11 protein-coding genes and 1 riboswitch are annotated in these 15,531 nt (G+C 66.5%); of the genes, 3 read left to right on the top strand and 8 right to left on the bottom strand.

What is annotated here, in order from left to right:
- The 3 genes from BGN95_RS15760 to BGN95_RS15750 form a co-directional block, all read right to left on the bottom strand.
- The coding region (locus tag BGN95_RS15760; protein WP_286773255.1) for a hypothetical protein at positions 1-510 on the bottom strand (510 nt) is incomplete at its 3' end.
- 32 nt (positions 511-542) lie between these two features.
- On the bottom strand, positions 543-2,522 hold the full coding sequence (locus tag BGN95_RS15755; RefSeq protein ID WP_286773254.1) for a TonB-dependent receptor plug domain-containing protein: 1,980 nt from the start codon (positions 2,520-2,522) through the stop codon (positions 543-545).
- A gap of 105 nt (positions 2,523-2,627) precedes the next feature.
- Positions 2,628-2,818: riboswitch (cobalamin riboswitch) on the bottom strand.
- A gap of 47 nt (positions 2,819-2,865) precedes the next feature.
- Positions 2,866-5,118: a TonB-dependent receptor gene (locus BGN95_RS15750; RefSeq protein ID WP_286773253.1), complete on the bottom strand. Its 2,253-nt coding sequence runs from the start codon at positions 5,116-5,118 to the stop codon at positions 2,866-2,868.
- Positions 5,119-5,360: 242 nt separating this feature from the next.
- Here BGN95_RS15750 and BGN95_RS15745 point away from each other — a divergent pair, with 242 nt between their 5' ends.
- The gene (locus tag BGN95_RS15745) at positions 5,361-6,326 is read left to right on the top strand and encodes a L,D-transpeptidase family protein (RefSeq protein ID WP_286773252.1); all 966 of its coding nucleotides are present in this window, start codon (positions 5,361-5,363) and stop codon (positions 6,324-6,326) included.
- A 16-nt stretch (positions 6,327-6,342) separates the two neighbouring features.
- Here BGN95_RS15745 and BGN95_RS15740 read toward each other — a convergent pair whose 3' ends face one another.
- The 4 genes from BGN95_RS15740 to BGN95_RS15725 form a co-directional block, all read right to left on the bottom strand.
- Entirely contained in the window at positions 6,343-6,981 is a 639-nt protein-coding gene (locus tag BGN95_RS15740) for a murein L,D-transpeptidase catalytic domain family protein (protein ID WP_265311830.1), read from the bottom strand.
- A gap of 122 nt (positions 6,982-7,103) precedes the next feature.
- Entirely contained in the window at positions 7,104-7,574 is a 471-nt protein-coding gene (locus tag BGN95_RS15735) for a DUF411 domain-containing protein (RefSeq protein ID WP_286773251.1), read from the bottom strand.
- An 18-nt stretch (positions 7,575-7,592) separates the two neighbouring features.
- Complete coding sequence (locus tag BGN95_RS15730) at positions 7,593-8,243, bottom strand: DUF2231 domain-containing protein (RefSeq protein ID WP_286773250.1); 651 nt, start codon at positions 8,241-8,243, stop codon at positions 7,593-7,595.
- A 57-nt stretch (positions 8,244-8,300) separates the two neighbouring features.
- Positions 8,301-11,048 (bottom strand): DUF5695 domain-containing protein, encoded by a 2,748-nt coding sequence (locus BGN95_RS15725; RefSeq protein ID WP_286773249.1) that lies wholly within the window; start codon positions 11,046-11,048, stop codon positions 8,301-8,303.
- Positions 11,049-11,177: 129 nt separating this feature from the next.
- On the opposite strand from BGN95_RS15725, the gene BGN95_RS15720 reads away from it, so the two are divergent.
- Complete coding sequence (locus BGN95_RS15720) at positions 11,178-11,924, top strand: FadR/GntR family transcriptional regulator (RefSeq protein ID WP_286773248.1); 747 nt, start codon at positions 11,178-11,180, stop codon at positions 11,922-11,924.
- Between the two features lie 147 nt (positions 11,925-12,071).
- Here the strand turns inward: BGN95_RS15720 and BGN95_RS15715 are convergent, their stop codons facing one another.
- Positions 12,072-14,993, bottom strand: a complete 2,922-nt coding sequence (locus BGN95_RS15715; protein WP_286773247.1) for a TonB-dependent receptor domain-containing protein — start codon at positions 14,991-14,993, stop codon at positions 12,072-12,074.
- 165 nt (positions 14,994-15,158) lie between these two features.
- Here BGN95_RS15715 and BGN95_RS15710 point away from each other — a divergent pair.
- Positions 15,159-15,531, top strand: a 373-nt coding sequence (locus BGN95_RS15710) for a beta-L-arabinofuranosidase domain-containing protein (RefSeq protein WP_353744710.1), incomplete at its 3' end; no start/stop codon positions are given.

Genomic DNA, 15,531 nt, shown 5'->3' with positions numbered 1-15,531 from the left:
GAGCCCCGCCGCGACGAGCGTGCGATAGAGCAGATACAGCCCGGCGAGGATCGCGGCGTTGCGCGCGAACAGCCGCGCGTTGATCGCCGGCGACAGCGCGATATCCACCCCGCCGAGCCCGACCGCGCCGAGGAGCTGGACGATCTTGAACCCGATCGTCGCGCCGAGATAGGCGACCGCGATGCGCAGCAGCACGCGGCCCGGCGCGACGCGATCGGCGGCGACGCGCGCACCGACGACCGCGGCGATCGCCGCCAGCCCCAGCGTCGCGCCCCATAGCAAGGTCGATGCGTCGCGCGGATAGCCGAGCAGGCAGAAACCGGTCGCCTGGCTCAATGCCCAGCTCGCGATCATCAGCACGATGCCGTCGCGCGCGCGCAACTGCGTCGCCGCCAGCGCGGCGAGCGCGGTGAACGGCGTCGCGCAGGCGAGCGCCAGGGTGGTGAGCGCGCTCGCCAGCGTCAGCAGCATGATCCACAGCGTGGAGACGCGCGCATCGGATCGGGTCATCGTCGTTGCTCCTTTCATGAACGGCGCACGCATCAGAAGCGCCCCCGGAAGCCGGCATAGATGCTGCGGCCGAGGGTGCCGTAGCGATAGACGGTCTCATATTTCTCGTCGAACACGTTTTCGCCGCGCACGAACAGCCGCAGCCCCGGGGTGACGGGCAGCTCGGCGCGCAGGTCGACCAACGTATAAGAAGCGAGCACGACATTGCTCGTCGCGCTGTCGAACGTATCGCCCGACCAGCGCACCGCCGCGCCGAACGACGGACCGCCTGGGAAGCTGTAATCGGCGCTGGCGTTCCACGCGTGGCGCGGGCGGCGCGGCAATTGCCGGCCGAACGTGGCGACGCCCGGCGAGCGATCCTCCGATGCGGTCCAGCTGTAATTGCCGTCGATCGTCAGCCGCTTGCCGAGCGCGACATGCCCGGCCGCCTCGATGCCGTTGGCGAAGGCGCGCGAGACGTTCTTGTAATAGCCGAAGCGGCGCTGGGTGGTGCTGCCGGGGACGAGGCACATCGAGTCGATCGCGCCGGTCGAGCAGCCGTTGTAGATGATGAGGTCGTTCGAGCGCCGCTCGAAATAGGTCGCGCCGAGCGCGACATGCCCGTCGAGGAAACGCTGTTCGACCCCCGCTTCCCATCCGTTCGCGCGTTCGGGGCGCAGCGCCTGGTTCCCATATTCGGAGAAGAGCTGGTAGAGCGTCGGCGCCTTGAAGCCTTCCGAATAGCTCGCGCGGAACACGGTGCCGGTGGGCAACGCCCAGGCGCCGCCGCCGGCGAACAGGGTCTTGCCGCCGTAGCGGCTGTGATCGTCGTTGCGCACCCCCGCGGTCAGCGTCAGCCCGGCGATCACCGCGGCGTTGAGCTGGCCGTAGAAGCTGGTGATCTCCGCCCGGCCGCGTGCGGGCGCGGGGATCGGCACCGACAGGCTGGCGGCGGGCGAGACGCTGCGGAAGCGGCTCACCTCATTCTCCGCGCCGAACACCGCGTCGACCCCGCGCGCGATCGCGAAACTGCCCTGATATTCGAGCCGTTCGTTGCGCCCTGCCGCGTCGAAGGTCAGCGTCCGCGCACGCGCCGGATTGTAGTTGTCGCGATCGGTGTTGGTGTAGCCATAAGCGAACCGGTTGCGGAACCGCCCGTCGAGCAGCGCGACATTGAGGCCGGCATAGCCGACGAATTCGCGGTTGAGCGTATATTCGGGGGTGTCGCCGCTGAATCCGTCGATCCCGGCGCGGCCGTTGGCATAATAGCCGCGCAGTTCGGCGCTGACGTTGGGCGTGATCGTCAGCACTGCACGCCCGGCGATCGAGCGGTTGGTATAGCCGTCGAGTTCCCGCCCGCCGAAATCGGGGGCGATCGCGGAGATGCCGCGGGTGGTGAAGGCCTGCCCGCCGACGCGCCATGCGAGCGGCCCGTCATTGCCGCCGATCGCCGCGCGCGCGCTGACGGTATCGCGGCTGCCCGCCTCGATATCGAAACTGCCCTCGAGCCGCTTTTCGGGCAGCGGGGTCACGACATTGACCACCCCGCCGATCGCCTGGCTGCCCCACAAGATCGACTGCGGCCCGCGCAGCACCTCGATCCGCCCGGCGTCGCCGGTCAGCAGATTGGCGAAATTATAGCCGCCGCCGGTCGCCGACGGATCGTTGAGCTTGACCCCGTCGATCACCACCACCGTCTGATCGCTCTCTGCACCGCGGATGCGCAGGCTGGTCGCGGTGCCATAACCGCCGTTGCGCGACATAGTGACCCCGGGGGTGCGCAGCAGCAGATCGGAAACCGACATGTCGCCGGCGCGGTCGATCGCATTCTTGTCGAGCACGGTGACCGACGCCGCGACGCGATCGATCGCGACGGGCGCGCGCATCGCGGTGACGACGACGGTGCCGTCGGCATCGGGCGTGGCGGCGGCGTCGGGCGCCGGCGCCGATACCGGCGGCTGGTTGGCGGATTGGGCGAAAAGGGGGCTGGGCGCGATCAGCGCGACGCCCGCGATTGGATAGAGAAGCTTCATAGTCTCCCACATGACGACATGCGCCGGCGCGCGATGCGCACCGGGGCTGGTTGCTTGTCGTCTCGCGGGTTTGACCCCCGTCCGTCCGGCGCACCCTGGCCGGTCGAAGGACGACCGCGACGGGCAGGTCTCCTGGCTTGCGGGTCAATGCCGCTCCGTGCCGCCTTCTCAGGATGTCGATCCCAATGGCATGTGGCACGGTGGCTCGCCGCTCACAGTTGCAGGGGCAGCCGGGGTTTCGAACCCCGTTCCCTTTCAATCCCCGGTCAAGGGGAACCTGTCGCGTGATCGGTCATAGGCAAATGCTGCGCCGCGTCAATCCACATCGCGGCGCCGTTTAGGCTCAGAATTTCCGGCTGATCTGCGCGATCACCTCGCGCGGGCGGCCGGGGCGGCCGGCGATCGCGGCGGTATAGCCCGCGGTGCCGGTGACATATTGCCGATCGGTGAGGTTGCTGCCCGATACGGTGAACTTCCACAATTTGTCCGCGCTGTTCCACCCGATCCGCGCGCCGAGCACGCCATAGCCGCGCTGCTGCTCGGGATAGCCGGTCACGCCGTTCACCCCGTCGTTGGCGGGGGTGAAATAGACCGTCGACTGGACATGCGCGTCGACCCCGACGAACGCCGATCCGGCATTGCCGAGATCCTGCGTATAGGTGCCGCCGAAGGTCGCCGACCAGCGCGGCGCGTTGTTGAGCCTTTTGCCCGCGGCGTCGAACGTGCCGAACGCGGTGACATAGGCCGCATCGTAACGCGCATAACGCGCGTCGAGATAGGCGACATTGCCGAACAGCTCGAGCCCGGCGACCGGGCGGCCCTGCAGTTCGAGCTCGACCCCCTTCACATGCGCGGTGCCGGCATTCTGCGTCCGCGCGCCGAACGAATTGCCGATGCGGACGCAATTCTCGACCTGCAGGTCGGCGTAATCATAATAGAAAGCGTCGAGGTTGACGCGCAGCCGGCGGTTGAACCAGTCGCTCTTGAGGCCGATTTCATACGACCACAATTTCTCCGGGCCATAGCCGGCGGCGGCGTCGACCGCGTTGTTCGCGCCATAATCGAACCCGCCGCTCTTGAACCCGCGCGTCGCCGACAGATAGACGAGCGCGTTGCTCGCCGGGCGGATGTTGATGCCGAATTTCGGGGTCAGCGCATGATCGCGGCGCACCGTGTCGACCGTGAACGGATCGGGGAGACCGGGCACGCCCGACAGCACCGGCGCGGCGCGGACGATCGCCGGGTTGGTCGAGGTCGAGGCGGTGAAATAATCGTCGAGCTGATAATGTTTGCGCTCGGCGGTGTAGCGCAGCCCGGCGACCAGCGAGACCATTTCATTGACGTGATATTCGACCTGCCCGAACACCGCCGCGGCGCGCGCGAAGAGCCGCGATTGCTGGACATGCGAAATCCCCGCGGCGAGGATCGGCACGACCTGCGGCTCGCGATCGACCTCCTGGAAATAATAAGCGCCGAGCACGTAATCGAGCGCGCGGCTCTTGCCGTTGAGCGTGAATTCCTGGCTGAACTGCTGCTGGCTGATCGGAGTGACGTAATCGGCGAGGATCGCCATCGAGCTCGCGTCGGCATCGGCGACGATCGAGCCGTCGATCCCGCGATAGCTGGTCAGCGAGCGCAGAGTGAGCCCCGGCGCGAGCTGGAACGAGGCATCGCTGGCGAAGCCGTAATTCTTCAGCACGGTGCGGTTGGGGTCGTTCATCGACACCTTGGAGAAATCGCCGAGGATCGAATCGTCGAGCGCATTGCCGTCCGGGCGCAGCAGCTTGATCGCGCCGCCGAGCGCGCCGGCCTGGCGCGAATAATCCGCGCGCAAGGTCCACGTATCGTGGCCGCCCAGCGGGATCAGCACCTGACCGCGCACGCCGAACGAGCGATTGTCCTCGACATCGCCGCCGGTCGAGACGTTCTTGCGATAGGCGTCGTGCCCCGAGACGTCGAACGCCAGGCTGGCGCGGACGCCGCTTTCGGTCAGCGGGCCGGAAACATAGCCCTGCACGCCATAGCGGTTGTACGTGCCGTAGAGTGCCTGGACCTGCCCCTCGAACGTGTCCGACGGGGTGCGCGAGATGATATTGACCGTGCCGCCGACCGAATTGCGGCCATAGAGCGTGCCCTGCGGCCCGCGCAGCACCTCGACCCGCTCGACGTCGAGGAATTCGTTGAAATAGCCCAGCGGGCGGGCGAGGTAGACGCCGTCTAGGTTGATCGTCGTGCTCGGGTCCGAGCCGATATAGACCGTGTTCGATCCGACCCCGCGGATGAACAATTGCGCATAGCCGTTGAGGTCCGACACCTGCAGGCTGGGGACATAGGCCTTGAGGTCCTGCGCATCACGGATGCCGCGATCGGCGATCTGCGCGCCGGTCACCGCATTGACTGCGATCGGGGTGGATTGCAGCGCGGTGGCGCCCATCCGCGTCGCGGTGACGACGACATCGCCGATCGCATTATTGTCGGCCGGGGCGGCCGGCACGGCTTCGGGCGCAGCGGCGGTTTGCGCCAGCGCGGGTTGCGCGAGCGCGGCGGCGGTGATGACGAACGCGAGACGCGATGTTCCGGCCAGACCCTGTTTCACGACTTTCCTCCCCGTAGAGCGATATGGCACGGGCGGCGGCTCGCGGCCCGCGTGGATTGCGCTGCCCCTAGCGCGATTCGTTGCTCGATCAAGCAAATATAACGCATTTGCCTATTTATACGTATCTATATCCACTTCATGCGTTGTTTATGCGCAACATGTGTCCGCACGCGCGGGCAATCGGCCGGAGCGGCGAAATTTCCGCGATTCAAACCGCCCTTCATCCGCGCTAAGGCGCCGGCATGTCGATGTTCGCTTTGCTCGCCGCCGCCGTGCTCGCGCCGCAGGTTTCCGCCCCCGAACCCGCCACGGTCACCGTCACCGGGCGCGCGACGCTCGACAATGCCTCGGTACTGCGATCGGCCAAGGCGCTCAAGGCGGGCGAATATATGTGGGCGCCGCAGACCGCGCCGGCGGGGCCGATCCTGATGGTCGTCAACCTCGAGACGCAGCGCGCGGTGGTCTATCGCAACGGCCTGCCGATCGCGATCACCACCGTCTCGTCGGGCAAGAAGGGGCATGAGACGCCGACCGGGATCTTCACCGTGCTCCAGAAGGAGAAGGATCACCGGTCCAACCTCTACAATAGCGCGCCGATGCCGTTCATGCAGCGGCTGACATGGGACGGGATCGCGCTTCATGCCGGCGCGCTGCCGGGGCATGCCGCGTCGCACGGCTGCATCCGCCTGCCGGCGAAATTCGCGCAGATGCTCTACGGCGCGACCCCGCTCGGGATGACGGTGGTGGTGACCAAGCGCGACGCATTGCCCGCGGTGGTCCCGGCGGGCGACGTAATCGCCGCGGCGGCGAAGAGCGGGGCAGGCGCGCCGGGTGCGCGCGATTTCTGGGATCCGGCGCGCGCGCCGACCGGGCCGGTGTCGATCGTCGTCAGCACCACCGATCGCGCCCTGTTCGTGATCCGCGGCGGGCGGATCATCGGCCGAGCCACCGTCGGGGTGAACCGGCAGATCAGCCACCCCTATCTCTACTCGCTCCAGTCCGCCGATTCCGCGGGGGCGCGGCGCTGGACGCGGATCGCCTTGCCCGGGCAGACGCTCGACGAGGATATGCAGCTCGGCGATGTCGACATGACCGCGGCGACCCGCGCCGCGATCGAAAGCGTGCTGGTGCCCGGCGCGACCGTCGTCGTCACCCCCGATGCGCTGACCGATGTCAGCAGCCTCAAGGATTTCGTGATCGGGAAGTAATCGCCGCGCTCGCCCGTCACACCTTCGCGGCGTAGATCATCCGGCCGGGACCGAGCCGTTCGAACACCTCGGCGAGTTCGCGCTCGCCGACCGCGAAACAGCCCTGACTGCGCCCGAGCATGCCGTGTGTGCGGATCATGTCGGCATTGGCATACCAGGCGCCGTGGATGACGAGCGCGCGGGCGAGCGCGTTGCTGTTGGTGGGATCGAGACCGATCAAACGCTGCGACCGGCCGTGCTTGCCGATATAATAATCGGCGGCTAGGAAGGCGCCTTCGGACGAGGCGTTCGAGCCGTTGGCGTTGGAGAAGCGGTGGAGGAAGCCGGTATGCGCGGGATCCGATCCGCTGCCGTGCGCGACCAGCTTGGCAATGCTCGCGCCGCTCGCCAGATCGACGAAATGGAACCGCGGCTCGGCCGATGCGGCGTCGAAATCAACGATCGCCATCCGATCGCGCTGCACGCGCGCGCCGTGGCGTTGCAAGGCGGCGAGCGCGCGGCGCATCAGCTCGGGCCGCACGACGCGCGGCGAGGTGCGTGGCGCGGCCGGCAGCGCCGCGCTTGCATGTGTAGGCAGAATGGCAGCGGCGGCGACCAGGCCGCCTGCGCCCAGCAAACCACGACGCGTCAGCGCCGCACGGTCGGTAACATTCATCGGTCGGTCAAAATCCCCATACCCGCTACCGCCTTTATAGCGACGGCGCGTGGCGATTTCACCACCAGGTCATTCAATCTGGCCCGTTTATTGCTTTATTTATCGCGCGGAGACCGCCGCGGTCACCGGTTATGGCTGCTGAACACCCGCCGCCCGCCCGGCCCGAAAGCGATCACCTGATAGGGCTCTTTCTCCCCGCCGGCTTCCATCCCCGGCGAGCCCAGCGGCATGCCGGGAACCGCGAGGCCGGTGACGCCCTTGGGCCTCGTCGCGAGCAGCCGCGCGATGTCGGCGGCAGGGACATGGCCTTCGATGACATAGCCGCCCGCGATCAGCGTGTGGCACGAGCGCAGCGCCGCCGGCACGCCGCGCTGGTCCGCGAAGGCGGCGACGTCGCGCGTCTCGACCACCGTGATCTGCGCCTTGAGCGCGGACCGCATGTGCTCCGCCCATTTCTTGCAGCAGCCGCATCCGGGATCGCGGTACATCGTATAGGTCGTCGCCTGCGCCACGCCCGAGCAGGCGGCAAGCAATGTCAGCGCGGCGCCGGCCAGCCTGAGGCGCGCGGATTTTCCGGCATTGAATGAATGCATGTGGGTGCCCTTCTTCCGTTACAGGCCGAGGTGGTTGGGGCCGTAGACCATCTCCGCTCCGAGATAGCCCTGAATCGGCAGGGCGATCGCGAAGAAGACGAGCAGGATGCGCAATGGGGTGCGGTTGGCGCGGAACGCGAACATTGCGGCGGCGATGCTGACCGCGGCGATCGTGGTGCCGTTCCAGCGGTGCGCCATCAATGTGTCGGACCGGTCGTGGAGCCGCCAGCCGGCGGAGAACCAGCCGAGCAAGGCCGCGGCCACCGCGCCGAGCGCGCCGCCGACCGCGAGGAAACGCACGACGATGCCGAACCCGGCCATCGGCTTCCAGATGAACAGCAATTCGGCGAGCAGCGCCGCCATCAGCAGCCCGATCGGGACATGGACCAGCATCGGGTGGAGCCGGCCGAGGAAATCGCCGAGAGATTTGACGTGATTGTCCGCGGCCGCGGGCGCGGCGGCGTCCGGCGCCACACCGTGCGCGTGCTCCATCGCCATCGTGCCCTGCGACGCAGCGCCAGCCGGCGTCGCCTGGCTGGCATTGGCCGGTTGCGCTCGCATCTGCGCCAGCTCCGCGTCGGTCATGTCGGCTTTATGGCCTTCATGCGCAAATGCGGGGCTTCCCACCAGCAGCAGCAGGAACGCGAGGAAGGAAAGGAGCTTACCCATGATCCGCATACGCAAGCGTAGGACCGACCCCTTATATTTTTTCCCCGCGTTGCGCGGTCAGCGCGGCGCCAGCACGATCTCGCGCGCGGTCGCGCCGAGCGTCACCGTAAAGCCGCCGCGCTCCGGCGGGATGTCCCCCAAGGGCGCGTAGCGTCGCGCCGATCGCGTCGTGGCGGTGACGAACAGCCGTGCGGCGGGCGTCGCAGGCGTGGCGGCGTCGAGCGTCAGCGTGATGCGGCCGGTCGCGGGAATATAGCGCGCGCTGGCGATCTTCCCGGCGTCGAGCGTGATCCATTGCCCCGCCGGCGCGACGAACAGGCGCGCACGCGCGCCGTCCTTGGGGGTGATCGTCACCGCATCGCCCGTGGTGTCGACATCGCCGCCAAACCCGAGCCAGCCGAAGGTCGGATCGTTCACCAGATAGGTCGCCGCGGCATAGGCATGGCCGAAGAAGCCCATGCCATAATCGCCGCTATAGGGATCCCATTTCATCATGTCCGGCCAGCTGTGGAATGCCGCCGAGGAGAAGCCCTGCTGGTCGATATTGGTGATGCCGCCCATCATCCCGCCATAAGCGACGCGGAGCAGATGGAGATCGGCGGGATCGCGCCGGAAGGCATCGAACAGCGGCACCGCATTGAGCGCCGATCCATAATGGTGGATCTGCCGCTCGACGCGCGGATATTTGCCGCCGTAGAGAAAATCCCAATAGCGCCGCGCATTGCCGTTATAGCCCCAGCTCGGGATCGCCGGATCGTATCCGAGGATCACCTCACGCGTGGCATCCGCCTGCGGCTGCCAGCCGAAATGGCGCATCCAGGCGTAGACTTCCGGCTGCCCGGTCGAATCCCACGGCATTTCCGAGCCGAAGGGATATTTGAGCGTGCGCCAGTGATCGGCGCGCGCCTTCATCAGCCGCTCCATTTCGGCCGCCTCGTCGGCCAGCCCCTCGCGCTGCAGGTCGGTGAGGATGTCGACGAACACATCGCCCTCCATCAGCCCGAACTGGGCATAATGCGGTGCATCGCGCATCATCGCGACGACCGTCTGATAGGCATGATCGAGATACCAGCGCCAATCGTGGCGGGTGACCAGCCCGGGATGGTTGCGCGCGACGCGATACAGCACCCAATGGCCGATCGCGACATGCGGATAATTATAGGCGCGCCCGATATCGCCGGCGTCCTTCTCGTTCCACGACGTCCATGATTTCCACTTGCCGGCATCGCCGTAGAGCGACGGGAATTTCGCCGGATCGTAATAGAACAGGCTTTTCCTGACCGCGCCGGCATGCGGCCCGTCGGCGATCTGGAGCTGGCCGACGATCGTTTCGTCGACCATTCGCTCGAGCCTGGCGATCTCGGCCGCGTCGGGATTGTCGAGCTGCTTCATCACCGCCGCGACCCAGCTTCCCGCGCCGCCCTCGTCGCTCATCCCCGCGATCCACACGCGCGGCTCGACATCGACGATCTTCTTCGCCTTGTCGTCATAAGTGAGGATCGCGGGCGAGCGGTGGAACGGATCGTCCTTGCCCTCGAACCATTGCTGCGTCGTCGAGAAGCGGCCGAGATCGGCGGTTACCTGATCGAGCGGCTTGGTCAGGAAATAGCTGATCGTCTGTTTCTCGCCGTCGGCATAGGTCAAGGTCAGCCGCGCCGGGCCCCAGCCGCGTGCGCGGATCGACAGCCGCGTCCAGCCCTTCGCCTTGCTCGCGAACGCCGCCTCGATCGCGCCGATCGGATGGCTCTCGAAATTGGTGATCGCGCTGCGCGCGCGGACGAACAGGCTGGCCTGCTGATCCTGCGGGACGACATAGCCGGGGATGCCGATCGCCACCGGGCGCTTGTGCGCGATCAGCGTCTGCTCGATCGCGCGGATCGCCGGCGACACGACGAAGCGCACCCCGATATCGAGCGCCTCGCCGGGCTTCAGCGTCCGCGTGGTGGGGACATTCCACTGCTCGCCGGCATCCTTCCATTCGCGCGTCGCATAAGCGGCGGAATAGACCGTCCAGTCGTAAAATCCCTCCGAGGTCTGGCCGCGCGGGCTGCGATCGGTGAAGATCGCGGCCTTGTCCTCGCCGGGGTTCTTGAGCGGGCTATAGGCTTCGAGCGGCGTGCCCTTTTCCGGCAGCACGAGCAGCGCCGGACCTTGCCCGTTGAGCCGGGTGACCTGAAGATAGCCCGCGTCGCGCCCGATATAGGGATCGACGAAGCTCGCCTGGCTGTGCGCCTCGTCGAGCGATCGATCGGTGAGGATATTGTCGAACACCATCGGCATGCCGAGCGCGCCGATCTCCAGCGGCTGGGCGGACGTGTTGACGATGCGGAAGCGCAGCGCGAGCGTGCCCGCGTCGTTGACCCAGCGGCGCTCGACGCTGAACGGCGCGTCCTTTCCCATCGAGGCGGTGATGTCCGCCGCGGCGAGCACCGCGCCGCGCGCGGCGAGCGGGCGGATCGGCCGGCGCGCATGGGCCGAGGCGAAATCGCGCCATTCGCCGTCGGGCGCGCGCACGCGCAGGTTGAGATCGCCGATATGGTTATAGCCGTCGCCGGCGCGCTCGGGTTCGCGCGCGGTGGGGACGAAGCTGAACCCGGCGTCGCTCGCCGGGGACAGCCGCGCCAACGTCTGGGTATCGCCGCGCAGCGCGAGCCTGAACGGTCCGACGGCGAAGTCGCGCGTCGGGATCGGCGGGAAAGCCGGCTTTTGCGGCGTCTCCGCGTGCGATCCGGCGATGACCCCCGGCGCGATACCGGCGAGCAGCAGGGCGGGATACACGAAATGGCGGAACGTCGGGAACCTCATGCGCAGCGAACCTCATTTGGCGCGATTGTCGGCGAGTATCGAAGCGATAATATTATACGATATATTGTAGGACGTATAGCTTGCCGCAGCGCGATGATCGGATCAATGTTCGCCGCGGAAAGGGACGGCGTGGCGGCGAGGATCAATAGCATCGAACGGGCCGGCGCAGGGGCGCTGATCCAGACCAGCGGCGGGCGGCGGATGCGCGGATCGGTCGCGCAGCAGCTTGCGGTGATGATCCTGTCGGGCGAATTGCCGCCGGGCCATGTCTTTCCGACCGAGCTCGATTATGCCGAGCAGATCGGCATCTCGCGCTCGTCGCTGCGCGAGGCGTTTCGCGTGCTCTCCGCCAAGGGGCTGGTGGAAAGCCGGCCCAAGGCGGGGACGCGGGTCAATCCGCGGCGGCAATGGAGCCTGCTCGACCCCGATCTTCTGGCGTGGCAGTTTGCTGCCGAGCCGAGCGCGAAGTTCCTCCGCGATCTGTTCGAACTGCGGTTGACGGTCGAGCCCAATGCGGCGGCGATCGCCGCGGCGCGGCGGAGCGACGACGAGGTCGAGGCGATGCGCCGCGCGCTGGAGAAAATGGCGCGCCACGGCCTCGCGACCGAGGAAGGGCGGCTGGCGGATCAGCAATTCCATATGGTGATGCTCGAGGCGACGCGGAACGACGCGATCATCGCGCTCGCCAGCTCGATCATGGCGGCGATCGCCTGGACGACGATTTACAAGCAGCGCAATCATGCGTTGAAACGCGATCCGATCCCCGACCATCGGTTGCTGTACGAGGCCTTCGCCGCAGGCGATGCCGAGGCCGCACGGCACGCGATGGCCGAGCTTATCCGGCTCGCGCTGGCCGATACCGAGATGTCGGCGTAGCGCGCGTGAGCGAGATTATCGCTTCCTTGGTCATTCCCGCGTAGGCGGGAATCCATTCACTCGGACCTCTGCGAAAGAATCGCGACATCAGCGTCAATGGATTCCCGCCTGCGCGGGAATGACGGGTGGATCAGGCGGGCCGCTCCTTCAGAACTTCAGCGTCGTGCCGAAGAAGATCGTCCGGCCGAGCGCGTCATAGACGCCCGGATAGGTATTGCCGTTGCCGAAGGAGGAGAGAATCCCCGCGGCGATGACCGGCGGATCCTTGTCGAGCAGATTGTTGACGCCCATCCGCACCTGGACGTCCTTGGTGACGTCCGCCACCATCGTCAGGTCGAAATAATTATACGCGCCGATCCGGCGGTTGACGATGCTGGTCGCCGATCCCGACAAGGCCGGATTGGACGACAGGCTCGACAATTGCGTGCCGCCGATATGGCGCCACGCGAGCGAGACATTGATGTTGTCCGGCGTCGTCCAGGTCGTGCGCAGCACATGGCGCCAGGCGGGGTTGGGCTGGCCGCAGGTGTAGCCGAAGAGACCCTTGCAATCATAGCTGCCGAGGCCCGGCAACGGCTGCGACACCTGCTCGATCACATAGGTGCCGACGAGGTTGAGGTTCACCTTCCCCGCCTTGCCGATGTTGAACGTATAATCCGCGTTCACGTCGATGCCGGAGGTCTTGAGATAGCCGGTGTTGAGCGTGGTCGAGACGATATAGCCATTGGTGCCGAAGATCGCGCCGGAGCGCGGGTCACGCTTGAACAGCCCGCAATAATAAGGGTCCTGCGTATCGGTGCACTGGCTGATGATCAGCGAGGGATCGATCGAGTTGATATAATCCTTCACCTTGATGTGATAGTAATCGACCGACAGCGACAGCCGGCGAAGCTGCTTCGGGGTCAGCACGATCCCCGCGGTCCAGGTATCCCCGGTTTCGGGCTTGAGCGCGCGGTTGCCGCCGCCCAGCGCCGAGCAGGTGTCCGCGGGGCAGGAAATGACCGAACCATATTGCTGCTGCGTCACGCCGGTGAGCGCGCAGGCCTGCGCCGAGGCCTTGGGCGTCGCGCCGGAGCACGGATCCTGCGCCGCGACATTGCCAACGCTCTGCGACGCGAACAGCTCGGTGATGTTGGGCGCGCGGATCGCGTGGTTGTAGCTTGCGCGGAGGCGCGCGCCGACGACCGGCTCCCAATCGAGCTCGCCCTTATAGGTCCAGACGTTGTAGTTCGAGCTGAACCCGGTCGATTTCTGCTCGTTGTGATAGGCGGAATAACGCGCGCCGCCGTTGATCGTCAGCGCATGCGCGAAGGGCAGATCGGCCAGGATCGGGACTTCGATCTCGCCATAGCCTTCGTTGACGGTGATGACGCCGTCCGAATTGGTCGCGCCGCCCTGCTGCGCGATCGCGTCCGCCCAGAAATTGAGCGTCTCGCGGCGGTGCTCGAAGCCGAGCGCGATGCCGAGCCCGTGGTTCGCCCAGGGCGACTGGATGCCGAGCTTGCCGAGATCGCCGCTCAGCGTGCCCGAGATCACCTCCTGGGTGTTGCGCGATCCGGTGTTGCTCGGGGTGAACATGTACTTGGCCTGTTGCGGGGTCACCCCATTGGCCATGAACACGTTGACCGGAATGCAGTTCGGATCGCTGCCGTCGACCACCGAGCGGCAGGTCGGCGTACCGTTGACGTTGACGACATCGAGCGCGCGCTGCGATTTCACCAGATCGACGTTGTTGAGATAGGTTTCGGCGTAGCGGACGATCGAGCGCAGATAGCTCACGTCATAGCTGAACCCGCTGCCGATATCGCCGCGCACCCCGACGGTATAGCGATAGTCGTTGTAGCGCAGATCGTCGCGTCGCGGCGCGACCGCCATGCGATAGCCGATCATCGTCGGCTGCATCTGGCTGGTTCCGGCCGCGGCGCCGCACAACGCGGTGAGCTGGCTCGCGCTGGCGAGCGGCGTGTTGCAGGGGACCTCATAGGTGTTGCCGAGGAACAGCGCCGACGGCGCGGCCTGCGAGAAGGTATGATCCCGCATGTACATGAAGCTGCCGTAGACGGTCGCGGCCGGCGCGATCTCGAACTTGCCGAAGCCGCCCGCGGTGACGCGATTGTCGGAGCGCTGGAAGTAATTGGTCGGCGAGTAATTATAGGCGTAGCTGTTGTTATAGGGGACCCAGGTGCGCGAGCCGTCCCTGCTGTTGGTCAGCGTGGCGCCCTGATTGGGGCCGGCGAGCGGCACCCAGGTGCCGTAGGGGGTATTGCTCGATCCGCCGCAGACCAGCGCGGTGCCGGCATCGTCGGCCTGGTTGAGCCCGCATGACGAAACGTCGCGGCTCGATTGCAGCACCGGATCGAAATGGCGGTAGCCCGCGAACACCGTGATATTGCCGCGCCCGTCGGCGAAATTCTTGCCCGCGGCGAAATTGACGTCCTGTTTGCCGCCGTCCGCCACCAGCCGCGGGGCGAGCGCATAGCCCGCGCCGGAGACGATCGAGCGCATCGCCTGATTGTTGTTCTCATGCTGCGCGAAGCTGGTCTGCGCATCGAGGCGGATGCCGTCGAGATTGCTGCGCAGGACGAAATTGACCACGCCCGACAAAGCGTCCGATCCATAGACCGCCGAGGCGCCGCCCGTCATCACGTCGATCCGCTCGACCAGCGCGCTGGGCACGAAATTGAGGTTGACCGCCTGTTGCGGCAGCATCCTCTTGCCGTCGATCAGCACGAGCACGCGGTTCGACCCGAGGTTGCGCAAATTGACCTTCGAGGTGCCGTCCGAGCCGTTTGAGACGTTCTCATTCTCCGCGGCGGTGAATTGCGGCAGCCGGTTGAGCACGCCCTCGACCGTGGTCGCGCCCTGATATTCGATTTCCGCCGAGCTGACCGCGGTAAGCGGGCTGTTGCTCTCCAGATCGGGGCGCTTGATGCGCGTGCCGGTGACGACGATGTCGCTGCCGGCGTTACCCGTGGCGGCGGATTCGCCGGCGGCGGGCGCGGCGGCAAGCTGCGCCTGCGCCGATCCGGTGGCGATGACGATGCTCAGCAGCCCCACACCGCCGAACAACAAACCCCTCTTTTTCAATGAGCTCACTTTCCGGTCCTCCCCTGGGATGGATCAATGTACCACTGGTAGGAGAAAATACGTTATACGATCCTACATGATTCGACTAGTGACTTGACTGAGCCCGGACGTCAAGTCATCGTATACGGTATTCAAAAGGAGGGTGATGTGAGCGGATTGACGCGGCGAGGCGTGTTGGCGGCGGGCGGCGGAACGCTCGCGATCACGGTGCTCGGTGCCGGTGCGCGCGCGGCGGTGGCGGTGCCGGCAGGCGGGGGATCGGCGCGCCCGCTTCCTTTATCGGCGGTGCGGCTGCGCCCGTCCGACTACGCCACCGCGGTCGAGGTCAATCGCCAGTATCTCCACCGGCTGAGCCCCGATCGCCTGCTGCACAATTTCCGCAAATATGCCGGGCTCGAACCCAAGGCCGAAATCTACGGCGGCTGGGAAAGCGATACGATCGCGGGGCATACGCTCGGCCATTATCTGTCGGCGCTGGTGCTGACCTGGCAGCAGACCGGCGATGCCGAGATGCGGCGGC

The sequence above is a fragment of the Sphingomonas sp. 66-10 genome (assembly GCF_001897045.1).
In the GTDB taxonomy this organism is placed as follows: domain Bacteria; phylum Pseudomonadota; class Alphaproteobacteria; order Sphingomonadales; family Sphingomonadaceae; genus Sphingomonas; species Sphingomonas lycopersici.
Note: the sequence above shows the minus strand (reverse complement) of the source record. Positions and strands in the feature narration are given on the sequence as shown.

Excerpts from the sequence above, each read along its gene's own strand:
- BGN95_RS15735 (WP_286773251.1), bottom strand. The coding sequence starts at position 7,574 with ATGCATTCATTCAATGCCGGAAAATCCGCGCGCCTCAGGCTGGCCGGC.
- BGN95_RS15730 (WP_286773250.1), bottom strand. The coding sequence starts at position 8,243 with ATGGGTAAGCTCCTTTCCTTCCTCGCGTTCCTGCTGCTGCTGGTGGGA.
- BGN95_RS15725 (WP_286773249.1), bottom strand. The coding sequence starts at position 11,048 with ATGAGGTTCCCGACGTTCCGCCATTTCGTGTATCCCGCCCTGCTGCTC.
- BGN95_RS15755 (WP_286773254.1), bottom strand. The coding sequence starts at position 2,522 with ATGAAGCTTCTCTATCCAATCGCGGGCGTCGCGCTGATCGCGCCCAGC.
- BGN95_RS15745 (WP_286773252.1), top strand. The coding sequence starts at position 5,361 with ATGTCGATGTTCGCTTTGCTCGCCGCCGCCGTGCTCGCGCCGCAGGTT.
- BGN95_RS15740 (WP_265311830.1), bottom strand. The coding sequence starts at position 6,981 with ATGAATGTTACCGACCGTGCGGCGCTGACGCGTCGTGGTTTGCTGGGC.